Below are 21,741 nucleotides of genomic sequence, written 5' to 3'. Positions count from 1 at the left end.
ATCTAAATGATCCCCTGATTCCGGGGCTTTTTGATTAATTGTTTAACTCGTCCCATTTTAACGGGACACTAATGATAGGCATTCATAAATGAATAATTTAAATTTCCGAATCAAAGAGACAGGAAAAAACATTAGAAACGTTCCCTCAGAACTGCTTGCACACTACATTTTTAATCTTTCCTTTAAAACCGTTCAAGCCATCCCCTATTTGTTGTAAGGGAAATATCAGTGTCTCCTGATACTCCATATACTCCATACGCTTATACTGCTGACGATAGACTTTCTTGGTGCGGCCTTCCAGACGTTCCTGCAACTTACCGTTCACATAAAGGGAAGTCCCCTTGTAATCACCTTCTATACGAATATCACTCCACACACCTTCGGGCAAATGATAGGAATGAAACACAAATGTATAGCCGTCACGACTGAAAGCCAGGCAGCCTTTGTTTTCCCAATTGGCATACACCACAGAATGAGGTCCCTTGAATAGTATGGAACTATTGGGAGCATTCTCATCGGGACAAATTTTGAAAGATACAGCATACGGATACCCCACTTCTTGTAACACAGTAGAAATAGAATCGGTTCCGCTTAGCACACAGACTTCCCCGGCAGGGGTAAGTTGCACTTCACCAGAAGCAGTCTGACATACACCTGACGGTATCCGGCCTAACAGATTCACGCCGGGAGCTTCGGGCATCTGACGACATAAATCCTCAAACTGTTCAAAAGAAACCTGACTATTGCTGCCTTTCCACATCTTTTCAGCCAATACCTGTAGGGCTGGGAAAGAACGCACATGCACGTCTTGTTCTGATATACCGTTGCCGCACTTATCATTCCACACGGCAAACATGCCTCCCAGTACTCCAACGGTACCTTCGGGCAATGTCAACTTTTTATTAATCAACCATGGTGACCAAGTTTCATACAACCATTGATGATCCAGAAAATCACGGTAATAACCTGCTGAGGGTACAATATAAAGATAAGTGTCACAAGAGTTAATCAACTTATATCCGTCTTTTAAAGATGCTTCCGGGTCTATCCAGTCATACGACCATGCATTGACAGTTACTCCTTCTGCCTGCACAGGTGTCTTTCCCGGAAGCCATTTCAAGCCACCCCACATACGGGGATTTTTACCGTATTTCGCAATGTATTTCAAATAACGGTCTGTAAAATAACGATACCGTTCAGCCTCCTTTTTATTATACTCGTCTGTTCCTATATGTACGTCCGGACCGATAAATACCGGTGAGTCTCCACAAAGATATTCGTCCAACAATGTATCCACAAAACGATAAGTCTCCTCTTTATAAAGATCAAGATGATCCATACCATATTCTTGACTGGCTATTTCCGGCTTATAATGAGCAAAAGCCAGAGAGTGGGCGGGGATGTCTATTTCTGGAATAATGTTTACTCCATAAGCTTTCCCCATCTTCTGTAACTCTATAAATTCTTTTTTGGTGTATGCCCCGTCCTTGGATGTCAATCCAGGGAAACGTTCACTCTCTAACCGAAAAGCAGCATAGGTTTTATTCCAATCATTCTCAAAAAATTGCGGAAACCCATTATCATTCAAATGTATTTGAAACTCATTCATCTTGTAAAAAGACAATATCTTTACATATTGCTTCAGATAATCCATCGTGAAGAACTTTCTGGCAACATCCAGCATAAATCCTCGATTAGGGAATTGAGGATAATCGCGTGCAATACCTTTAGGAAGAGTACCTTGATGATTAAAAAGGATCTGCAGCAAACTGCGCGTACCCCAAAATACACCTTTTACGGCAGGAGCTTTTATACAAGCATAACCGGAAAAGTCAAGCACATATCCCTCTTCTCCCAACTCTTCATCAGGTGGAGTGAGGGACAAGCAAATATCGTTCTTACGAGGTTTTCCGGTACGCAAAGTATAATCCCACCCCATCAATTCCTTCAAGTCTGATATAAGAATACGAGCTGTGGACTCTAACGCAGCCTCATCGGTTGTGCGAATTACAATGCTGCCTCGTACAGGCAAGGAAAGAGTTCCACCTGTTCCACGCCATTGTTGCAAAGCCGGAATAACTTGCGGACAAGATTCTTGAGCAATAGCAGAAAGGCTTATACAAAACAATATGATAAAAAATAAAATTCTCTTCATAAACAATTGATACTATTTAAAATTCCGATATGTCAAAAGTGCCTCATCATTTTAAAGGACGTATTTCAAAACTAAACAGATACTCTTTTACAGGCACCAAATAAGGCGCCAGTACCCCCGGTCCGCAAGTAGCCGTTCCCACACCGCTTTGCAAAGCGTCAAGATGAACGGTCACCGTGCCATTTCTTTTCAACTTGTTAATGTGCCCGGCAGCATCTATATTCTCATCAGTGAAAGGAGATACACTAAATTCAAATGACTTCTCCCCCCACACAGACAATCCTTTTCCTAATTCATCGCTAACTTGCATCCAACGCACGTCTGTTCGATTACCGGTAGCCTGAGGACGCACATAATAATGAAACATTCGTTCTGCATCAGTATGATAAATTCCGATACGCCCCGATAGTTTTCGGTCAGCATAAGTCTCATGCTCTCCTCGGCCCAAATAAGTGACACGATTAAAACTGTGGGGCATTTCAAAAACCAGCCCGACACGAGCCAATGAACTGACAAACGTTGTATCCGGAACGAAACGGGTTTGTACAGACAATATTCCATCCTTGCGAATGGTGTATTCAAATGTAGCAGACCCTATTGTCTCATTTTTATCATTCAATAATTTCACTTCACTGTAAGTAGTGTGTCCTGATGTTTTTACAGATAATACACGTTGGACCAAATGATTTAGCCCTAATTTGCGCCAAACCTTTGCGCCTCCCTTCTTTTCACGGTTGTCATTGTCCGTTGCAGGGCGATATAAACTCAGCCGCACAGGCGAGGCAAGATATTCCTGTCCTTCATAGATGTATGATGTTAATGCTCCGGTTTTCGGATCAATCTGAATTTCCGGTTTTTCAGACAGTTTAGCCAATGTCGGACGATACTGACTATTGGCAGGCAAGACAAACTGATCATAAGCAACCTCATCATCAGTTCCGATGAAAGCACTTTTCTTCTTAGGCGTCCAGCTTAAATTCAGATAAGCCTCACGGATATTCCGGGGTAAGCGTACGCCTCCCAATGAAACTTCAGTAGTGGCATGTGGAGCAACTTCTATAGACTGTTCCCCTTTCGCTAACATTTTACCATTATCTCCCACTATGCTCCACTTCAACACATAAGCATTCAGATTGGTAAAGTCATACCAGTTTTTGATAGCGATGGTTAAATTTTTAGGATCTTTGAGCGTGTATTTAATATATTGATAAGCTTTTTTTACCTCTTTTAAATGAGGATGCGGTTCCCGTACAGCATTCACCAGCCCATTACAGCAAAAGTTACCAAAACTTGGTATATTTTCCGGTCCGTAATCACCGCCATACGCCCAATACCATTTACCATGAGCATCCACCTCTCTGAATGACTGGTCGACCCAGTCCCAGATACAACCGCCTTGTACGACAGGTTCGCTCTCGAACACTTCCATATATTCCTTCAAACCGCCTCCACTGTTACCCATTGTATGCAAATATTCCGTCATAATGAAAGGGCGGTATACTTTCGGACTTGTCTGATGGGCATAAGCCAACAACTCATCCACACTACGATACATGCGACAGTAAATATCAGTATTATATTGTTGTTCAGCACGTTCATACTGAACTGGACGACTTTGCTCTACTGATTTCATCCAATCGTAAGTGCGTTCAAAATTAATGCCATTACCTGCCTCATTTCCTAATGACCAGATTATGATGGCGGGATGATTTTTTGACCTCTCGTACATCCGTTGTACCCGATCCATATGGGCTGGAAGCCATGTGCTATCCTTAGCAAGCGAAGCTGCTCCATACCCCATGCCATGCGACTCAATGTTTGCTTCATCTATTATATACAGACCGTAAAGATCACAGAGATGATACCAATACGGATGAGTGGGGTAATGCGAATTTCGCACAGTATTCAGATTATTCTGCTTCATCAGACGAATATCCTGCTCCATCAGTTCCTTGCTGACTGTACGTCCCAATTGAGAATGTTCATGACGATTTGCCCCTTTTACCAATATGGGCACACCATTTATGCAAAATCGTCCATCTTTGATTTCCGAGGTACGAAACCCTACGTTGCACCCTGTCAGATGTATGATTTCTCCTGAAGTATCTTTTAGAGAAATAATCAATGTATAAAGATAAGGATGTTCCGCACTCCAACGTTTCACTTTCGGTAAAGTCTCTTTAGACAAAAAAATGAAATTGCCGCTTTCCTTGCTTTGAACCGGACAATCCTTTTCCAAAATCGTTTTTCCGCAAGCATCTTCTAAACGATACGATAATGTGGCAGCACCTTCAGCCTCCCCTCCTATGGTTGTTTCAAGAGCAAAAAGCCCATCCGTATACGTTTCTTTATCTAAAGTGGAAGTCACTTGATAGTCTGCAATATATTGCTTGGGAGTGCTATACAGATAGATATCACGTTCTATGCCGCTCAATCGCCACATATCCTGACATTCCAGGTATGACCCCGCACTCCAACGATATACTTCCAGGGCAACTGTGTTCTCTCCCTCTTTTACATATGGAGTAATATCCCATTCAGCAGGAGTCTTCGAACCTTGATTATAGCCCAATAAATGCCCATTTACCCAAATATAATAGAATGAGGTAACGCCCTCACAACAGATGACGGTCCGGCGATCTTTCCAATCCAATGGTAAAGTAAAGCTACGCCGATAAGAACCTACCTCATTTTCATCATATGGTACTAGTGGTGGATTTTTCTTAAAGTTAAATAGCGGGTCATCGAATTCGTAGGATTCATTCACATAAATAGCAGTTCCATAACCTTGACGTTCCCAGTTTCCAGGCACTTTGATGTCAGCCCATCCACCCGTATAATATCCAGGCTTATAAAAGTCTTTGGGCCGATTATCAGGATTCTTTACCCAAGAAAATTTCCATCTCCCGTTCAGACTCATATAATAGCGAGAATTTTCATAATCTCCTTGACGGATATTTGTAGCTTTGTCGTATGGCCATACATAAGTATGAGGCCGTAATTTATTTTTTCCAATAGCATATTGACTTTGCCATTCGGGAACAGTAACCTGAGCAGAAAGTCTACCGACTCCAAAGAATATTCCCATAATGAGGAAGTGTAGAAAAATTTTATAGATGTAATTCATCGTATAACAAAGGTATTAGTTATAATAAATAGTTTTTTGCAAAAGTATCCGTTCCACAATGAATGGAAGGTATAGAAATATCTTTTTTTGCTCCAAAAATGACTATTTCACTCATTATCGTATAATCCTCCTATGCTCTATAAACAGCGTTAATTTATTGGTACAAATCTTGATATACAATAAATTACTGATACCAAACTTGACGGCGATTATACTTGTTAAAATAGCGGAATAAATTTATATGATTATTTGCATTATTGAAGCAAAAACAATATTTTTGTTTTACTTTTTTATACTATGAAGAAAATTTTATTAACTGTACTTGTTTGGATATTGCCAACCGTCTTATGGGGAAAGCAACTAAGTGACAAACAATATATATTTCAACGGATTGACGTACGTGAAGGACTCTCTTATCAAGTCAACTGCATGACAGTCAGCCACCGTACAGGTCATGCCTGGATGGGGACCAAAAACGGTATCGGACGCTTCGACGGATATGAACAAAAGAAATATTTGAATTGCAATATAGACCAATTGGTAGAAGACCGCAATAATAATATTTGGGCACTTGGCAGCGAAGGAGTTTTTCTGTATGATGCAGTCAATGATACCTTTTACCGGGCATGTGACCTAAATGGGAACCTTATATCAGCCTCCTCCATCTGCCTTTGGGATGACGGTGTGTTTTTCGGAGGATTTGACAAATTATACAAATATGATTATAAGACTGGGAAAATCGCTCTTTTCCGTTCGATTACTTCCAATATAAAATTCCAAATCACCGATCTTTACCGTTTTGACAGTCATACTCTGTTGGCTGCCAACCGTTGGGTGGGAGCTTTGCTGATAGATATTCGTACCGGACACACACGTGATGTCCCATTTGATTGTCGCGACGTAGTTACGATGCTGCCTGATTCTAAAGGTAATTTTTGGGTGACTCCGTATTGTAAAGGAGTGCAATGTTACAATAAGAATGGTAAACTTCTTCACACCTACCACACAGGCAATTCATCAATGCAGAGTAACATTGTGCTTGCATTGGCTGAATATGATGGCCACATCTGGATAGGTACCGACGGCAAAGGAATTGCCGTTCTAAATCCTGAAAACAATCAAATGGATGTATTAACACATATTCCGGGAGATGCCTATTCTCTCCCCAGCAATTCTATTTTGTCTTTTTATGCAGATCCGGAAAATGGGATTTGGGCTGGCAGCGTACGCAGTGGAATGTTCAATATTAAGGAAGTGGGCATCAAACTATATGCAGATGCACTTCTTAATGCAGATTATGGACTCAGCGAGAAATCTGTATTAAGCCTTTATCAAGAACAAAACGAAAAGGATATATGGATAGGAACGGATGGTGGGGGACTGAATGTGTTTAATGCCGATACCAATAAATTTCGCCATATTCCATCTACATATGGAGAAAAGGTAGCCTCCATCACGGGTGTTGATAAAAACCACCTTTTGATATCACTCTTTGGCAAGGGGATATTTTTCTATAATAAGCAGACTGAACATTGTACTCCTTTGGTTATTGTAAATGATGACATTAACAACCGATTGTGTCAACAAGGCAAGACAGTCAATCTTATGCAAAATACACCGGAAACTATCTTACTGCTTTCCGAGAGTCCATACAGTTACAACTGGAAACAGAAAACATTCACCCCCATTCATATAAACCACCTTAAAGATGCCATAGTAGGTCAGCTGCTTCCGATATGTGTAAAGGAAACATTTTCTTACCTGCATGATTCCAAATGTATTTATCGTATAGACCATAATGACAATACCCTTCACGTCCTCTATCACTGTAAACAAGATACCATGATCCATTCGGCTTCAGCTGACGAGAAAGGCATTATCTGGATAGGGGGGAACTACGGGTTGGGCAGTTTCTCGCCCAATGACGGTTCATATACTCATATTTCAAACTCGTTGATTAACGAAGCAATGTCTGTTGCCAGTGACCAGCATGGACGATTATGGATTGGTAATAATGAACGTTTGCTTTCCTGGATGACCACCCAAAAGCGCTTTATCCTTTACGGTGTTCCAGACGGAGTCGCTCCTAACGAGTATCTGCCGAAGCCCCGCTTACTTTCATCAGAAGGAGATGTATATTTGGGTAGTGTAAATGGATTATTACGCATTGCTTCCACACTTCCCAAAGAGCACCCGGAATCTCCGGTGCTTGAACTATCTGATGTATTTGTTGGCGGTGATCGCATGGAATATACTTCAGGCAGGAAGCCTGTTTTAAAAATTCCGGAGCAAAGCAGAACGATAACGATTAAAGTAAAGGCACACAATAAAGATATATTCCGTAAGCCTGCCTATTGTTACAATCTGCAAGGATATGAAAAAGAGCCTATCTATTCTTATTTGCCGGAACTGACACTGAATACGCTGTCGGCAGGCACCTATCAGATAACAGCTTCATGCACTACCCGTTCCGGCGAATGGACAGATAATTACCCCATTATTGAACTTATCATACTTCCACCTTGGTACCGTACATGGTGGTTCATATTAACATGCATGCTGATTGCCTTGTCAGCAGTGGGCTTATCCGTTTACAGCTTTTTACGCCGCAAAGAGAACCGAATGAAATTAGCAATGAAAGAGCACGAGCAACAGGCGTATGAAGAAAAGATACGCTTCCTGATAAATATCAATCATGAGCTGCGTACACCTCTTACGCTAATCCATGCTCCTTTAAAACAACTGATAGAACAGTTTCCTGCCAAAGATGCCCGCTATAGGGTTCTACAGAATATTGCCCGACAGTCTGAGCGCATGAAGAATTTATTAAACATGGTACTTGATGTACGCAAAATGGAAGTCAGCCAAAGTACCTTGCATATAGAAAGCATCAATCTGGAAAAATGGCTGGAAGAAGTAGTTGAAGACTTTATACCCGAGGCTACCCAAAAACATATAACACTCACCCGTCAGCTGTCAGCCGGAATAGAATCATTCTATTGTGATAAGGAAAAGTGTACTACTATAATAACCAATTTATTAATTAATGCAATAAAATACAGTAATGAGGGAGGAGAAATCAATATTATTACTTCATTATCCGAAAAGAAAGACAGAGTGCGTATTTCTGTTTCAGATCAAGGTCCGGGGCTAAAAGATATTGATGTCTCGAAACTGTTTACACGTTTCTACCAGGGTGAAAACAGTCGTCCCGGATCAGGCATAGGGCTTTCGTACTCAAAAATTTTGGCAGAACAGCAAGGCGGCAGTGTCGGCGCACTCAATAATATTGAATCTGCAGGTTCTACTTTTTGGTTTGAACTGCCACTAAACATTAAGCCTGGCAAGCTTATTTTACAGCCACAACCTTATCTTAACGAATTGCTTGCCTCTGCTGAAAACATTGAGAGTGTACCAGACGAGCCTACTTTCAGATCCGAAACTAAAGATTATACCATTCTGGTGGTGGATGACAATATGGAATTAGTAGATTATCTGACTGATGCGATGAGGCCCTATTTTAAAGACGTGCGCACAGCTTACAACGGTGAAGAGGCGTTAGAGATGTGTAGGCAGTGGCATCCGGATGTTATAATCAGCGATATACAGATGCCTAAAATGAACGGGTACGAGTTGTGCAAGCGGGTTAAGGAAGAATTAGACATCAGCCACACCCCAGTCATTCTGCTTACTGCTCGAAATGATGAAGCAAGCCGTATATTCGGTTATAAAAATGGAGCCGATACTTATCTTACAAAGCCATTTGAGATAAGTACGCTCTACACAGCCATATATAACCAATTGAAAAATCGTGAGCGTATAAAGAAAAAGTATATTAGCAGCAAAACAGCACCAACACCGGAAGAAAGTACATTTAGCGCCGCTGACGAGAAGTTCTTGAATACAATGAATCAGATTATTACTGAAAATATCGACGAGCCTAATATGGGAGTTCCTTTCCTATGTGACAAACTCGGTATGAGCCGTGCCTCACTTTATAATAAGTTAAAGGCATTAACAGGTATGGGAGCAAACGATTATATAAATAAATTGCGCATTGACAATGCTATCAACCTACTACTAAACAGTTCATTAACAGTAAATGAAATAGCAGACCGGGTCGGGTTCTCTACCCCCCGCTACTTCAGTGCAGTATTCAAGAAAAACATGGGATGCTCTCCTACCCAATATAAGGAAGAACAATTCAAAAATAATGTACAGAATATATAAGTCAACAGGACAAGAATGTCCACCGAAGGAAAAAATATTGGAATAATTGAAGCTACATCTTAGCGGCACATTATATCGAAAGCCGGACACAAAGTCCGGAAAAGCATTCCGGCTGGCAGTCTGAGTTAATAAAAAATAATATGCAGCGATTGAAGGCAAAACAATGATAAAATTGTATCTTTGCATCGTTTTATGTATTGAAAGAATAAATAATAACAACGATATGATAGCCAGAATCAACGAGCTTCTGCAAGAAGTAGAAGCACTGAAAGCCGCTAATGCCGAGGAACTGGAAGCACTGCGAATCAAATACCTCAGCAAGAAAGGAGCCATTAACGAACTGATGGCAGACTTTCGCAACGTGCCTGCCGACCAGAAGAAAGAAGTGGGCATGCGCCTGAATGAACTCAAGAACAAGGCACAGGAAAAGATTGCCGCTCTGAAAGAACAATTCGAGAGCCGGGACAACGGTTGTGAAGACCTTGACCTTACCCGTTCGGCCTATCCCGTGAAATTAGGGACACGCCATCCGCTCAGCATCGTAAAGAACGAAATCATCGATATATTTGCCCGTATGGGATTCAACATCGCCGACGGTCCTGAAGTGGAAGACGACTGGCATGTATTTTCCGCCATGAACTTTGCCGAAGACCATCCGGCACGCGACATGCAGGATACTTTCTTCATTGAAAACAATGCCGAGAATGTATCGCACAATATCATACTGCGCACACATACATCCAGCGTGCAAAGCCGTGTCATGGAGAATACACAACCGCCCATCCGCATTATCTGTCCGGGACGCGTATACCGTAACGAGGCTATCAGCTATCGTGCACATGCTTTTTTCCACCAGGTAGAAGCGTTGTTTATAGACCGTAATGTATCGTTCACCGACTTGAAACAAGCTCTGTTGCTCTTTGCACAGGAAATGTTCGGCAAGGACACCAAGATACGCCTTCGTCCTTCCTACTTCCCGTTTACGGAACCAAGCGCCGAAATGGACATCAGTTGCAATATCTGTGGCGGCAAAGGCTGTCCTTTCTGTAAAGGAACCGGTTGGGTCGAAATCTTAGGTTGCGGTATGGTAGACCCCAATGTACTGGAACTGAACGGTATTGACAGCAAGATATACAGCGGATACGCTTTAGGTATGGGTATAGAACGTATTGCCAATCTGAAATATCGCGTAAACGACCTGCGCCTGTTCTCGGAAAACGATACGCGCTTCCTGAAAGAATTTGAAGCAGCTTATTAATATAGAAATCCCGATATTTCTATATTGGGCATAAAATTGGGATGTGCCAGAACCTAAAAAGGCACTCACCATTTATTTTTAGGCACGGATTGCACGGAGAAACACGGATTAAATCAAAAAAAGGACCGTGAAGTCCGTATAATCCGTGCCTAAAAGAAATTATCAGGCGTATTTTTACTCCCGATTATTTGCAACTAACGGTTTTTAATACAGCCTGATTATCAATCCTATTAAATCTCCACCCAATGAAAGATAGGCTCGTAACTCCCGGCTATTGCTTTATCCTCGCTGCCAACTTCCTACTGTATTTCGGCTTTTGGCTATTGATACCCGTATTGCCATTCTATCTATCCGAAGTATTCAATGCAGGAAACTCCACTATCGGCATCATTCTTTCCTGCTATACGGTAGCTGCCTTATGCATCCGTCCGTTCTCCGGATATTTTCTGGACAGTTTTGCCCGCAAACCGTTGTATCTGTTAGCTTATTTCATCTTCATGACCATGTTTGCCGGATACATCATTGCCGGGTCACTCACTTTATTTATCCTGTTCCGCATCATACACGGCGTATCATTCGGCATGGTGACCGTGGGCGGCAATACGGTAGTCATCGACATCATGCCCTCATCAAGACGCGGAGAAGGTCTCGGATATTACGGACTCTCCAACAACATAGCCATGGCAGTAGGGCCGATGTCCGGTTTGTTCCTGCACGATGCAGGCATGAGTTATACTACCATATTCTGTTGCTCGCTGGGTTCCTGCATTGCCGGGTTCATCTGTGCTTCCTTAGTGAAAACCCCGTATAAGCCGCCTGTCAGACGCGAACCGGTTTCGCTCGACCGCTTTATTCTGCTGAAAGGCATTCCTGCGGGTATCAGCCTGCTTTTATTATCCATTCCTTACGGAATGACTACCAACTACGTAGCCATGTATGCCAAAGAAATCGGTATCCATGCAACTACCGGCTTTTTCTTTACTTTCATGGCGGTGGGCATGGCTATCTCGCGCATCTTTTCCGGCAGGATTGTAGACAGAGGGAAAATAACGCAGGTAATTTCGGCAGGGTTGTACATCGTGGTATTCAGTTTCTTCCTGCTCTCGGCATGCGTCTACATCATCGAGTGGAACAGCATGGCATGCAACATCGTATTCTTTGCAGTGGCATTACTGCTTGGCATAGGCTTCGGCATCATGTTTCCGGCCTACAACACACTGTTCGTAAACCTTGCCCCCAACAGTCAACGGGGCACGGCCACTTCCACCTACCTCACTTCGTGGGATGTGGGGATAGGCATCGGCATGCTGACAGGCGGATACATTGCAGAAGTCAGCACTTTCGACAAAGCCTATCTTTTCGGAGCCTGCCTGACAATTGTTTCCATGCTCTATTTCAACATCAAGGTAACTCCTCATTATCATAAAAACAAATTACGATGAGAAAGAAAGAACGTTATGAAAAGATACTCGCCTGGTTCAGGGAAAACCGCCCCATAGCGGAGACCGAGCTACATTATAACAACCCGTACGAACTGTTGATTGCGGTAATTCTTTCCGCCCAATGCACAGACAAGCGGGTGAATATGATAACTCCCGCCCTCTACCGGGACTTCCCCACTCCCGAAGCGCTTGCAGCCACTACTCCGGAAGTAGTATACGAATACATACGCAGTGTATCTTACCCGAACAACAAGGCCAAGCATCTCGTAGGCATGGCTCAAATGCTGGTGAAAGACTTCAACAGCCAAGTGCCCGATACACTAGAAAAGCTCGTGAAACTTCCCGGTGTGGGACGCAAAACGGCAAATGTAATCCAGTCGGTCGTCTTCAACAAAGCCGCCATGGCGGTAGATACCCACGTTTTCCGCGTCAGCCACCGTTTGGGACTGGTATCCGACAAATGCACCACTCCGTTCAGCGTAGAGAAGGAATTGGTTAAATACATTCCGGAAACAGAGATTCCCATTGCCCACCACTGGCTCATCCTGCACGGACGGTATGTATGCCAGGCACGTACCCCTCAATGTGACAACTGCGGTTTGCAATTGATGTGCAAATATTACTGCCGGAAGTATAAAGTTAGTAAAGAGAGCAATGATGGGGAAGAATAAACAATGATTTAATAGCAGGGAAAAGAAATAAATACTAACTTTGCCGTCACGAAAAGAAAACGGTAACACTTTTAAATAAAAATAGAGTATTATGACAATTGATCAATTTAACTTTGCCGGAAAAAAGGCATTCGTTCGCGTGGACTTCAACGTGCCTCTGGACGAAAACTTCAACATTACAGACGATACCCGTATGCGTGCCGCTCTTCCTACATTGAAGAAGATTTTGGCTGACGGTGGCAGTATTATCATCGGTTCTCACCTCGGTCGTCCGAAAGGTGCAACCGACAAGTTCTCTTTGAAGCACATCCTGAAACATTTGTCAGAACTGCTGGGTGTTGAGGTACAGTTCGCCAACGACTGCATGGGCGAAGAAGCTGCCGTTAAGGCTGCCGCTCTGCAACCGGGTGAAGTGCTGTTGCTCGAAAACCTTCGTTTCTATGCTGAAGAAGAAGGCAAACCGCGCGGTTTGGCCGAAGATGCGACAGACGAAGAAAAGAAAGCTGCCAAAGCTGCCGTTAAGGAAAGCCAGAAAGAGTTTACCAAGAAACTTGCTTCTTACGCTGACTGCTACGTAAACGACGCATTCGGTACCGCTCACCGTGCACACGCTTCTACGGCATTGATCGCCAAATACTTCGACAAAGACAACAAGATGTTCGGCTACCTGATGGAGAAAGAAGTGAAAGCCGTAGACAAGGTGTTGAATGACATCCAACATCCGTTCACTGCTATCATGGGCGGTTCCAAAGTATCTTCCAAGATTGAAATCATCGAAAACCTGCTGAACAAAGTGGATAATCTGATTATCACCGGCGGTATGACTTACACTTTCACCAAAGCTCAAGGCGGTAAAATCGGTCTTTCCATCTGCGAAGACGACAAGCTGGATCTGGCTCTCGAACTGTTGAAGAAAGCAAAAGAAAAAGGCGTAAACCTCGTATTGGCTGTAGATGCCAAGATTGCCGACTCTTTCTCCAACGACGCCAACACTCAGTTCTGCAAAGTAAACGAAATACCTGACGGCTGGGAAGGTCTGGATATAGGTCCTGAGACAGAAAAGATTTTTGCCGAAGTTATCAAGAACTCCAAGACTATCCTTTGGAACGGTCCTACGGGCGTATTCGAGTTCGACAACTTCACTCACGGTTCACGCTCTGTAGGTGAAGCTATCGTTGAGGCAACCAAGAACGGTGCGTTCTCACTCGTAGGCGGTGGCGACTCTGTAGCTTGCGTCAACAAATTCGGTCTGGCAAACGGCGTTTCTTACGTTTCTACCGGTGGTGGTGCATTGCTCGAGGCAATCGAAGGAAAAGTTCTTCCGGGTATCGCTGCTATCAACGAATAACAAGAACCTCATTCATACAAAAGGCAGCTCTTTGAAAAAAGGGTTGCTTTTTTTTTAATTATATATCCGACACATGAAACGAATTCTACTATCCTGTCTTCTTCTCCTCTCCATACATACATTAAAAGCCCAGGATACGCGTCTGAACAATGTAGTGAATACACTGAAAGAACGCATCACCCTGGCAGGGTATGCCCAAGTGGGATATACCTATGATGACGCCGGCGAAAAGGCCAGCAATACCTTCGACCTCAAACGCGCCATATTCATGGCACGCGGCAAGATTACCGACAAATGGTCGTGCTACTTCATGTACAGCTTCGCCAATACCGGAAAGATACTGGAAGCTTATACGGAATACCGGTTCCTGCCCCAACTCACTGCCCGCATCGGACAGTTCAAAACAATGTACACCATTGAGAATCCGATGTCTCCCTGTTTTGTCGAACTGATAAACTGTTATTCACAGGCGGTCAACTATCTGGCAGGTATCAACGGCAGCGATCCACTCTACGGCTCGAACAGCGGCCGTGACATGGGTATCCTTATCTACGGCGACCTTTTCAAGAAAAAGCTGAGTTATAACCTTGCCGTCATGAACGGGCAAGGCATCAACCTGAAAGACAAGAACAATCAAAAAGACATAGTAGGCAGCCTGATGGTTCATCCGCTCGACTGGCTGTCGGTGGGCGGCTCATTCGTCAAGGGCAAAGGCTGTGCCGTAGCCGCCTCTTCCGTCAATCCGGATATAGCGATAGGCGACAGCTACACACGCAACCGCTGGTCGGCAGGCGCCACCATACAGACAAAGCCTGTCAGCCTGCGTACCGAATACCTTGCCGGCAAAGACGGACATGTAAAAAGCGACGGATACTATGCAACCGCATCCGTACATGTACTTCCCAAATTCGACATTGTAGCATCCTATGATTATTTCAACAAAGACAAAGCGCAGGATTACAAACAGAGCAACTATGTGGCCGGTGTGCAATGGTGGTTCTATCCCAAATGCCGCTTGCAGGCGCAATACACCTATTGCGATCCCCACAAAGGAGAAAACTCCAACCTGCTGCAGGCACAATTGCAGGTGCGTTTCTGATTTATGAAAACATTCTGGCATTCTTTTTGTACATTTGTAGAGTATAATCACTTAATGAATACAATTTTATGAACGAGCAAGCCATACAAGAGCAATATCAGCATATAGTCAATCTACTGGAACAGAAACGTCTGAAAGAGGCTCAAGTACAACTGGAAGCCTTTTTATGGAACTGCAACGACTGGACGCTCCGCAACCGTCTGGAGCAGGCTAAGGTGTCCTACCAATACATGTTACAGTACATGCGCCAGGGCGTAAACGATCCGGAACGGCAGAAACTATACCGGCAACTTCTGGCAGAAACCTGGGAGCTTGCCGAACAGACCCGCATCAGCCTGCTCGATGAGGTTTCCACCCGTTATTACCACTCCCTGCACAAGAACAAAAAGAATATGGTAGCCGGTTACGGCATGTCCTCCTGGCTGAAAGTTCTGGAATCTTTTCCTGACGATATGGCGGTTTGCCAGCTTATGCCGGACAACAAACAAAGTCTGGACAGCGCCCTGCAACGCCATGAAGGCACTGCCCAATATCTGTTCCTCACTACATGGGGCAACAGTGGCTGGACGGCAGAAGAAGAACAGGAAGCCAGGCTGTATCTGGAGTCCGAATTGTTGCCGGTAAATGACTTGTGTCTGTTCACCGGAGCCATCCTGCTCAGCCTGATGGAATGTTTCGATCCGCGGAAATTCTCATGGTTACTGGATGCCGCAACGCACGCCGACACACAGGTCAACCAGCGCGCCCTGGTGATTATCGCCATCATACTGCACATACACTCCAACCGCTTGCGGCTATACCCGGAGCTGATGGCAAAGTTATCGCTTCTCGATGAGGACGGCAGCTTCGGCAAACAGTTGAACCGGGTTTACATCCAGCTACTCCGCAGCCGTGAAACAGAGAAGATAGACAAGAAAATGCGTGAAGAAATCATTCCGGAAATGATGAAGAACGTCACCATCATGCGCAATATGAAGTACGGCTTCGAAGAAAACATTGATGAAGACGACCGCAATCCGGACTGGGAGAAAGCATTCGAGGCATCGGGCCTGGGCGACAAGATACGCGAGATGAACGAACTTCAACTGGAAGGAGCCGATGTATATATGAGTACGTTCGCCCAACTCAAGAGTTACCTGTTCTTTCAAAATCCGCATAACTGGTTCTATCCGTTCGACATGCAGCATTCCAGCATCATACGGGAGTTCGGACTGAAGCCTACCGGAGAAAACGCCGTCCTGTCACTGATACTGCAATCGGGCTTTTTCTGCAACAGCGACAAGTATTCATTATGCTTTACCATGGCACATATACCGCAAGCGCAGCGTAATATGATGCTCAGCCAAATGACATCACAGGATTTGAATGAACTGATGGACGAGAGCAAGTCGTCCAGCCTGAGACAGTATGCCTTGCGGCCGGACGTTATCAGCAACCAGTATATCCACGATTTATACCGGTTCTTCAAGTTAAGCCAGCGCCGCCATGAGTACCGTGATATTTTCAAGGAAGAAATAGCCCTGCACCGTATACCGGCACTGAAAGATATTTTATGCAAGCCCGAACTATTGGCAACCATAGCCGACTTCCATTTCCGCAAAGAGCATCCCGCAGAAGCCTTAAGCATCTATAAAGAAATAACGGATATGAACCATGCCGATGCGGAAATCTTCCAAAAGACCGGCTATTGCCTGCAAAAAGAGAAACGTTACAAAAAAGCTATCGAAGCTTATAGGAAAGCCGATGTACTGAAACCCGATCATGTATGGACTATCCGCCACCTCGCCACCTGCCACCGCCAATTGCGGGACTTTGCAACGGCATTGGAATATTACAGAAAAGCGGAAGCCATGCAACCGGAAAACAGAAACCTGCCATTCCTTATCGGCAGTTGCCTGGCAGAGCAGGAACGCTACGAAGAAGCCTTGCAGTATTTCTTTAAGCTGGATTTCATGGAAAACGACTGCATCAAGGCATGGCGTGCCATAGGCTGGTGCTCGTTTGTCAGCGGAAAATTTGAACAGGCCATGCGGTATTACAACAAGATACTTGCCTTGAAACCGCTTTCCACAGATTACCTCAATGCCGGACACGCAGCATTGCTATTGGGAAATATGGAAAAGGCTGCCGAACTGTACGGAAAAGCTACCTCGGAAAGCGATAACCGGGAGACTTTTCTTGAGATGTTCGATAAAGACAAGGAGATGCTTATCAAGTTGGGGATAGACGAAAAAGACATACCGCTGATAAGAGATTTGGCCTGACCAGACGGCATACCTGTTTCCATAAAGAAAAGAGAATGTGTCAACATACACTTGATGATTTCTTTTAGGCACGGACTACACGGAGTTCACGGAAAAAAAACAAAGAAAATCTGTATTTTCCCTGTAATCCGTGCCTAAAAAGAAACAAACAGCAAGCGAATTTCAGTTTTGACATATCCCCTTTCATTGGCAGAAAATGCCAGATAAGCAAAGCTTAACAGCCCTACTATTTTACCTTGACAAGCTCCTTATAAAGCCGCTGCACCGGCAGCCCCATAATATTATAATAGCTTCCCGAAATATTCTCCACCCCGATAAAGCCAATCCACTCCTGCACCCCATAGGCACCGGCTTTATCCATCGGCTGGAACTTATCTACATAATAGGTTATTTCTTCTTCGCTCAGCTCAGCAAAGCGTACTTCCGTCTGAGCGGCAAAGCTGCGCTGCCATTCCGTTGTAGTTATACAAACTCCGGTAAACACTTCGTGGGTGCGACCGGACATATCCCGCAGCATGCACAAAGCGTCTTCCCGGTCTTTAGGTTTCCCAAGCACCCGCCCGTCCAGCCAGACAATGGTATCGGCAGTTATCATCAGTTCGCCCGGTTGCAACATGTTCCGATAGGCATCCGCTTTTTCTTTTGCGATATAAAGAGGTATATCCGCACCCTGCAATGTATCAGGGTACGATTCGTCTACATCCGGTAGGGTGCGCACTTCGTAGTCCACACCAAGTCCTGCCAGCAACTCTTTCCGGCGGGGAGAATTGGAAGCAAGTATAACTTTATATTTTTTGAGATTATCCAACATGGCTTTAAGTAGAGTTATGAATTATAAGTTATGAATTGCGAGAAATCAAACCGGCAGAAGTTACCAACCGAAGGCCCGCTCGTCTGCCATCCAAAGACCTTTCACTTTCAGGAACTGCTCCACGATATCCCGTCCGCAACCGTATCCCCCCTCTTTGTGGGAGATGTAGCGGGCAACGGATTTTACCTCAGGGGCGGCATCCCGCGGACAGCAAGGCAAACCGCAAGTGCGCATCACCTCAATATCGGGAATATCATCGCCTACATATAGAATTTCTTCATCCCGCAGGCCGTAGCGATCGCGGAAGTCACGATAATCGTGTATCTTGACAGAAGACCCCATATAGATATTCTCCGGCAATATTCCCAAAGCACGGAAACGCTTGCGCACCGCTTCCGTGCGTCCACCGGTAATGATAGCCAATGGTATTTCATGTCTGGCAGCCAGATGCAAGGCATAGCCATCCTTTATGTTTACCGTACGCAGCGGCTCGCCTTCCGTACTCATCGGAATGACATTGGCGCTCAACACCCCGTCCACATCAAAGGCGAGGGCTTTTATCTTATTCAAATCGTAATTGATTGTACTCATCCTTATTCTTTCCAAGAAGTTAACTATTTTGCCGATGTATGCTTTCGCTAATCAGCCTGTACAGTTCCTGCATGTCCGGCTCGTCAGAAAGCATCTGCAAGTGCTCGCCGATAACATTTTCGTCATACCGCACGGCAGGCCCCGTCTGCGCAAGACGCGGTTCGAGTTCATGCACCTTACGGGCGGTCTCGTCTATCAAAGGCAGCATCACTTCAAAAGGAAGCCCGTATTTCTTCAACAACCCGGCTGCAAGGGCATACATATGATTGGTAAAATTACAAGTGAACACCGCTGCCAGGTGCAGACTTTTACGCTGTTCGGAATCGGCCTCATAGACATTCTCGGAGAGTACGGAAGCAATATCTTTCAGTGTCCGGGTATCCTCCGCAGAATTGCTTTCCACGAAAACCGGTATCTGCCGGAAATCGACCGTACGCTGTTTGCTGAATGTCTGCATCGGATAGAACACGCCATACCGGTTTACCTTGCCTGCCCAAACATCCATCGGGATACTTCCGGCTGTATGTACCCACAGGGCATTTTCTTTTCCGGCAACAATTTCGGGCAGCAGTTGCACAAACGCCGCATCTTTCAGCGAAACGATATACAGCCGGGCATCCGCTGCCACAGACGACAAGTCGGTAGTATAGGCAGCCTCTACCGCCTGCGCCAATGTTCGCGCCGACTCTTCCGTACGGCTGTATACCTGCACGATACGGAATCCTTTATAATAAAGCGCCTTTGCCAGATTCGTAGCCAGATTGCCGGCTCCGATAAATACAACAGATGTATCTTCTATGCTTCTTTTCATCTTATCTCGTAGATACCAAATACAAAATACCGCCTACAACCAACAGTGCCACCGGCAGCAAATAAGCGGACATAGTACCGAGCAGAGCCGTTATCAATCCGAAATTCAATATCAGCCACAGGCCCGTCAGCACCAGTCCCACCGACTTGTCATTCTTGAATAACAGGAAGATGACCGCCGTATAAAGCAGAAAATTATCCCGGTTCATCACCCACGACAGTCCCAGTGTGGAGAAATGCAGCAGTTTGTCTGCCAGATAGAGCACGCCGAACACAATCAGCGTGATAGCCGTAGCCTTATAGGTATCTTTATTGTTATTTGCTTTCGCCGCACTCACCGTTACTTTCCTCCATATTTGTTAAGGTGAATCTTTTCCCATTGCAGGTTGTCCTCATTGAAAGGCTTGCGCTCCATTCCTTTATGCCCGATGGCAATGATACTGAGAGCCTGCAACTGCAAAGGCATGTCGAGTACTTCGTGCACATATTCGTTAGAGGACATGCCGGATGCCGTAAAACGCTCGCGAAGCTGTACCCAGCAACTGCCCAATCCCATATCTTCCGCCTGAAGTTGCAGGTAAATGGAAGCGATAGAGGCATCTTCTATCCAGACGTCGCTTGCCAGCGGGTCGGCGGTTACAACCACAGCCAATGCGGCATCCGCTATGAATTGCGAAGCCTGCTCTTTACAGAAAGACAGCTTTTTCAATGTTTCCTTATCATCCACCACGATAAACTGCCACGCATTGCTCCGTTTGGAAGTAGGCGCCATCAGTGCGGCTTTCATCAGCGCAACCACCTGTTCTTGCGTCAACTCCTCTTCTGTAAACTTCCGCATGCTGCGGCGGGTCTTTATCAATTCGCTAAAACTTTCCATATGTGTATATCGTTTAGAAATGAATACTTTGTCGTTAAGTAATGCAAAGATACAAGATTATTTTTTTAAATTTGCAGCAATGCCCTTGAAACTGACTACATACCATCGGGGAAGCCGGATACCCGAACTGCCGGGAACCGATACATTCCACTCTACGGAGCTGTTTCACGTTTATGAAGCAACTCCGGGATATGCACCTTTGCTTATTGTGGCGTCGGAAAACGGAATACCCGTAGCCAAGTTGCTTGCCGCCATACGGAAGAGCGTACGACTGTTTCCACCCGCCATCATCAAGCGGTGTGAGGTGTATGGCACCGGAGAGTATTTCGATGAAACGCTCGACCGCGAAGCTGTCTTTAGCGATATGCTGCAACGCCTCACGGACGAAGCCCTGCGGGAAGCCTTCCTTATCGAGTTCCGCAATCTGGACAATTCGTTGTCCGGTTATAAAGTATTCCGCGAGAACCGTTACTTTGCCGTCAACTGGCTGCGCGTACGCAACTCGTTGCATAATGTGGAGCAGGTAGAATCCCGTTTCAGTTCCTCCCGCATCCGCCAAATCAAAAAAGGGCTGAACAACGGAGCAGAAGTAAAAGAAGCGCATACCCCGGAAGAAATCCATGCTTTTGCCAAGATGCTGCATTACAACTACTCTGCCAAGATACGGCGGCATTTCCCAAGCATAGACTTTTTCCAGCTTCTGGAAAAGCAAATGCCCCGGAAAAGCCGTATTTTCATTGTAACCTATAAAGACAAAGTTATCGGCGGAAGCGTCTGTATCTATTCCAATGACAGTGCATACCTATGGTTCTCCGGTGGCATGCGTAAAACATACGCTTTGCAATATCCCGGCATTCTTGCCGTGTGGCAGGCATTGCGCGATGCCAAAGAACGCGGCTACCGCCACCTGGAATTTATGGACGTAGGCCTGCCTTTCCACAAACATGGCTACCGCGAATTCGTACTCCGCTTCGGCGGAAAACAAATCAGCACCCGTCGCTGGTTCCGTTTTCGGTGGGAATGGCTGAACAGGGTGCTGATAAAGATGTATGAGTAAA

General features: G+C 44.9%; 15 protein-coding genes. 8 read left to right on the top strand and 7 right to left on the bottom strand.

Annotation, left to right across the window (positions count from 1 at the left end; translation table 11 throughout):
• Nucleotides 1-145: 145 nt before the first annotated feature.
• Together AB5903_RS07330 and AB5903_RS07325 are read right to left on the bottom strand one after the other, a co-directional pair.
• Nucleotides 146-2,155, bottom strand: coding sequence for a family 20 glycosylhydrolase (locus AB5903_RS07330; protein WP_272710694.1), 2,010 nt, complete (start codon nucleotides 2,153-2,155; stop codon nucleotides 146-148).
• 46 nt (nucleotides 2,156-2,201) lie between these two features.
• Complete coding sequence (locus AB5903_RS07325) at nucleotides 2,202-5,243, bottom strand: glycoside hydrolase family 2 TIM barrel-domain containing protein (RefSeq protein ID WP_368117724.1); 3,042 nt, start codon at nucleotides 5,241-5,243, stop codon at nucleotides 2,202-2,204.
• A gap of 336 nt (nucleotides 5,244-5,579) precedes the next feature.
• Between AB5903_RS07325 and AB5903_RS07320 the strand changes: the two genes are divergently transcribed.
• The 7 genes from AB5903_RS07320 (at nucleotide 5,580) to AB5903_RS07290 (ending at nucleotide 17,594) form a co-directional block, all read left to right on the top strand.
• Complete coding sequence (locus AB5903_RS07320; protein ID WP_016661426.1) at nucleotides 5,580-9,512, top strand: hybrid sensor histidine kinase/response regulator transcription factor; 3,933 nt, start codon at nucleotides 5,580-5,582, stop codon at nucleotides 9,510-9,512.
• Nucleotides 9,513-9,735: 223 nt separating this feature from the next.
• Complete coding sequence (pheS, locus tag AB5903_RS07315) at nucleotides 9,736-10,770, top strand: phenylalanine--tRNA ligase subunit alpha (RefSeq protein ID WP_016661427.1); 1,035 nt, start codon at nucleotides 9,736-9,738, stop codon at nucleotides 10,768-10,770.
• 245 nt (nucleotides 10,771-11,015) lie between these two features.
• Nucleotides 11,016-12,212, top strand: a complete 1,197-nt coding sequence (locus tag AB5903_RS07310; protein WP_005654668.1) for an MFS transporter — start codon at nucleotides 11,016-11,018, stop codon at nucleotides 12,210-12,212.
• Nucleotides 12,209-12,883 (top strand): endonuclease III, encoded by a 675-nt coding sequence (nth, locus tag AB5903_RS07305; protein WP_016661428.1) that lies wholly within the window; start codon nucleotides 12,209-12,211, stop codon nucleotides 12,881-12,883. The genes AB5903_RS07310 and nth overlap by 4 nt, the downstream gene beginning before the upstream one ends.
• Nucleotides 12,884-12,971: 88 nt before the next feature.
• On the top strand, nucleotides 12,972-14,231 hold the full coding sequence (pgk, locus tag AB5903_RS07300; RefSeq protein ID WP_155895281.1) for a phosphoglycerate kinase: 1,260 nt from the start codon (nucleotides 12,972-12,974) through the stop codon (nucleotides 14,229-14,231).
• A 73-nt stretch (nucleotides 14,232-14,304) separates the two neighbouring features.
• Nucleotides 14,305-15,330, top strand: coding sequence for a porin (locus tag AB5903_RS07295; protein ID WP_016661430.1), 1,026 nt, complete (start codon nucleotides 14,305-14,307; stop codon nucleotides 15,328-15,330).
• Between the two features lie 68 nt (nucleotides 15,331-15,398).
• Nucleotides 15,399-17,594, top strand: coding sequence for a tetratricopeptide repeat protein (locus tag AB5903_RS07290; RefSeq protein WP_368117723.1), 2,196 nt, complete (start codon nucleotides 15,399-15,401; stop codon nucleotides 17,592-17,594).
• A 226-nt stretch (nucleotides 17,595-17,820) separates the two neighbouring features.
• Here the strand turns inward: AB5903_RS07290 and AB5903_RS07285 are convergent, their stop codons facing one another.
• Genes AB5903_RS07285 through AB5903_RS07265 form a run of 5 tightly spaced genes read right to left on the bottom strand, consistent with a single transcriptional unit; the run spans nucleotide 17,821 to nucleotide 20,683 of the window.
• Nucleotides 17,821-18,405 (bottom strand): Maf-like protein, encoded by a 585-nt coding sequence (locus tag AB5903_RS07285; RefSeq protein WP_005654657.1) that lies wholly within the window; start codon nucleotides 18,403-18,405, stop codon nucleotides 17,821-17,823.
• A gap of 60 nt (nucleotides 18,406-18,465) precedes the next feature.
• Nucleotides 18,466-18,996 carry an HAD family hydrolase gene (locus AB5903_RS07280; protein WP_005654655.1) on the bottom strand — a complete coding sequence of 177 codons (531 nt, stop codon included), beginning with the start codon at nucleotides 18,994-18,996 and terminating at the stop codon, nucleotides 18,466-18,468.
• Nucleotides 18,997-19,015: 19 nt separating this feature from the next.
• Entirely contained in the window at nucleotides 19,016-19,807 is a 792-nt protein-coding gene (locus tag AB5903_RS07275; protein ID WP_005654654.1) for a Rossmann-like and DUF2520 domain-containing protein, read from the bottom strand.
• A 1-nt stretch (nucleotide 19,808) separates the two neighbouring features.
• Nucleotides 19,809-20,144 (bottom strand): hypothetical protein, encoded by a 336-nt coding sequence (locus tag AB5903_RS07270; protein ID WP_005654653.1) that lies wholly within the window; start codon nucleotides 20,142-20,144, stop codon nucleotides 19,809-19,811.
• Nucleotides 20,145-20,146: 2 nt separating this feature from the next.
• A complete protein-coding gene (locus AB5903_RS07265) occupies nucleotides 20,147-20,683 on the bottom strand; it encodes a nitroreductase family protein (RefSeq protein WP_117954466.1) in 537 nt (178 codons plus the stop codon).
• Between the two features lie 79 nt (nucleotides 20,684-20,762).
• On the opposite strand from AB5903_RS07265, the gene AB5903_RS07260 reads away from it, so the two are divergent.
• Nucleotides 20,763-21,740, top strand: coding sequence for a GNAT family N-acetyltransferase (locus tag AB5903_RS07260; protein ID WP_117741108.1), 978 nt, complete (start codon nucleotides 20,763-20,765; stop codon nucleotides 21,738-21,740).
• The last annotated feature ends 1 nt before the right edge of the window (nucleotide 21,741 follow it).

This window comes from Bacteroides sp. 2201st1_D9_2201SCRN_220225 (genome assembly GCF_040928965.1).
Taxonomy (GTDB): Bacteria; Bacteroidota; Bacteroidia; order Bacteroidales; family Bacteroidaceae; genus Bacteroides; species Bacteroides stercoris.
This window is presented reverse-complemented; position numbering and strand designations above follow the sequence as displayed.

Coding starts and splice junctions, on each gene's coding strand:
- AB5903_RS07290 (WP_368117723.1), top strand. CDS start 15,399: ATGAACGAGCAAGCCATACAAGAGCAATATCAGCATATAGTCAATCTA.
- AB5903_RS07275 (WP_005654654.1), bottom strand. CDS start 19,807: ATGAAAAGAAGCATAGAAGATACATCTGTTGTATTTATCGGAGCCGGC.
- AB5903_RS07295 (WP_016661430.1), top strand. CDS start 14,305: ATGAAACGAATTCTACTATCCTGTCTTCTTCTCCTCTCCATACATACA.
- AB5903_RS07285 (WP_005654657.1), bottom strand. CDS start 18,405: ATGTTGGATAATCTCAAAAAATATAAAGTTATACTTGCTTCCAATTCT.
- AB5903_RS07330 (WP_272710694.1), bottom strand. CDS start 2,155: ATGAAGAGAATTTTATTTTTTATCATATTGTTTTGTATAAGCCTTTCT.
- AB5903_RS07265 (WP_117954466.1), bottom strand. CDS start 20,683: ATGGAAAGTTTTAGCGAATTGATAAAGACCCGCCGCAGCATGCGGAAG.
- AB5903_RS07260 (WP_117741108.1), top strand. CDS start 20,763: ATGCCCTTGAAACTGACTACATACCATCGGGGAAGCCGGATACCCGAA.
- AB5903_RS07280 (WP_005654655.1), bottom strand. CDS start 18,996: ATGAGTACAATCAATTACGATTTGAATAAGATAAAAGCCCTCGCCTTT.
- AB5903_RS07320 (WP_016661426.1), top strand. CDS start 5,580: ATGAAGAAAATTTTATTAACTGTACTTGTTTGGATATTGCCAACCGTC.
- nth (WP_016661428.1), top strand. CDS start 12,209: ATGAGAAAGAAAGAACGTTATGAAAAGATACTCGCCTGGTTCAGGGAA.
- AB5903_RS07325 (WP_368117724.1), bottom strand. CDS start 5,243: ATGGGAATATTCTTTGGAGTCGGTAGACTTTCTGCTCAGGTTACTGTT.
- pheS (WP_016661427.1), top strand. CDS start 9,736: ATGATAGCCAGAATCAACGAGCTTCTGCAAGAAGTAGAAGCACTGAAA.
- AB5903_RS07310 (WP_005654668.1), top strand. CDS start 11,016: ATGAAAGATAGGCTCGTAACTCCCGGCTATTGCTTTATCCTCGCTGCC.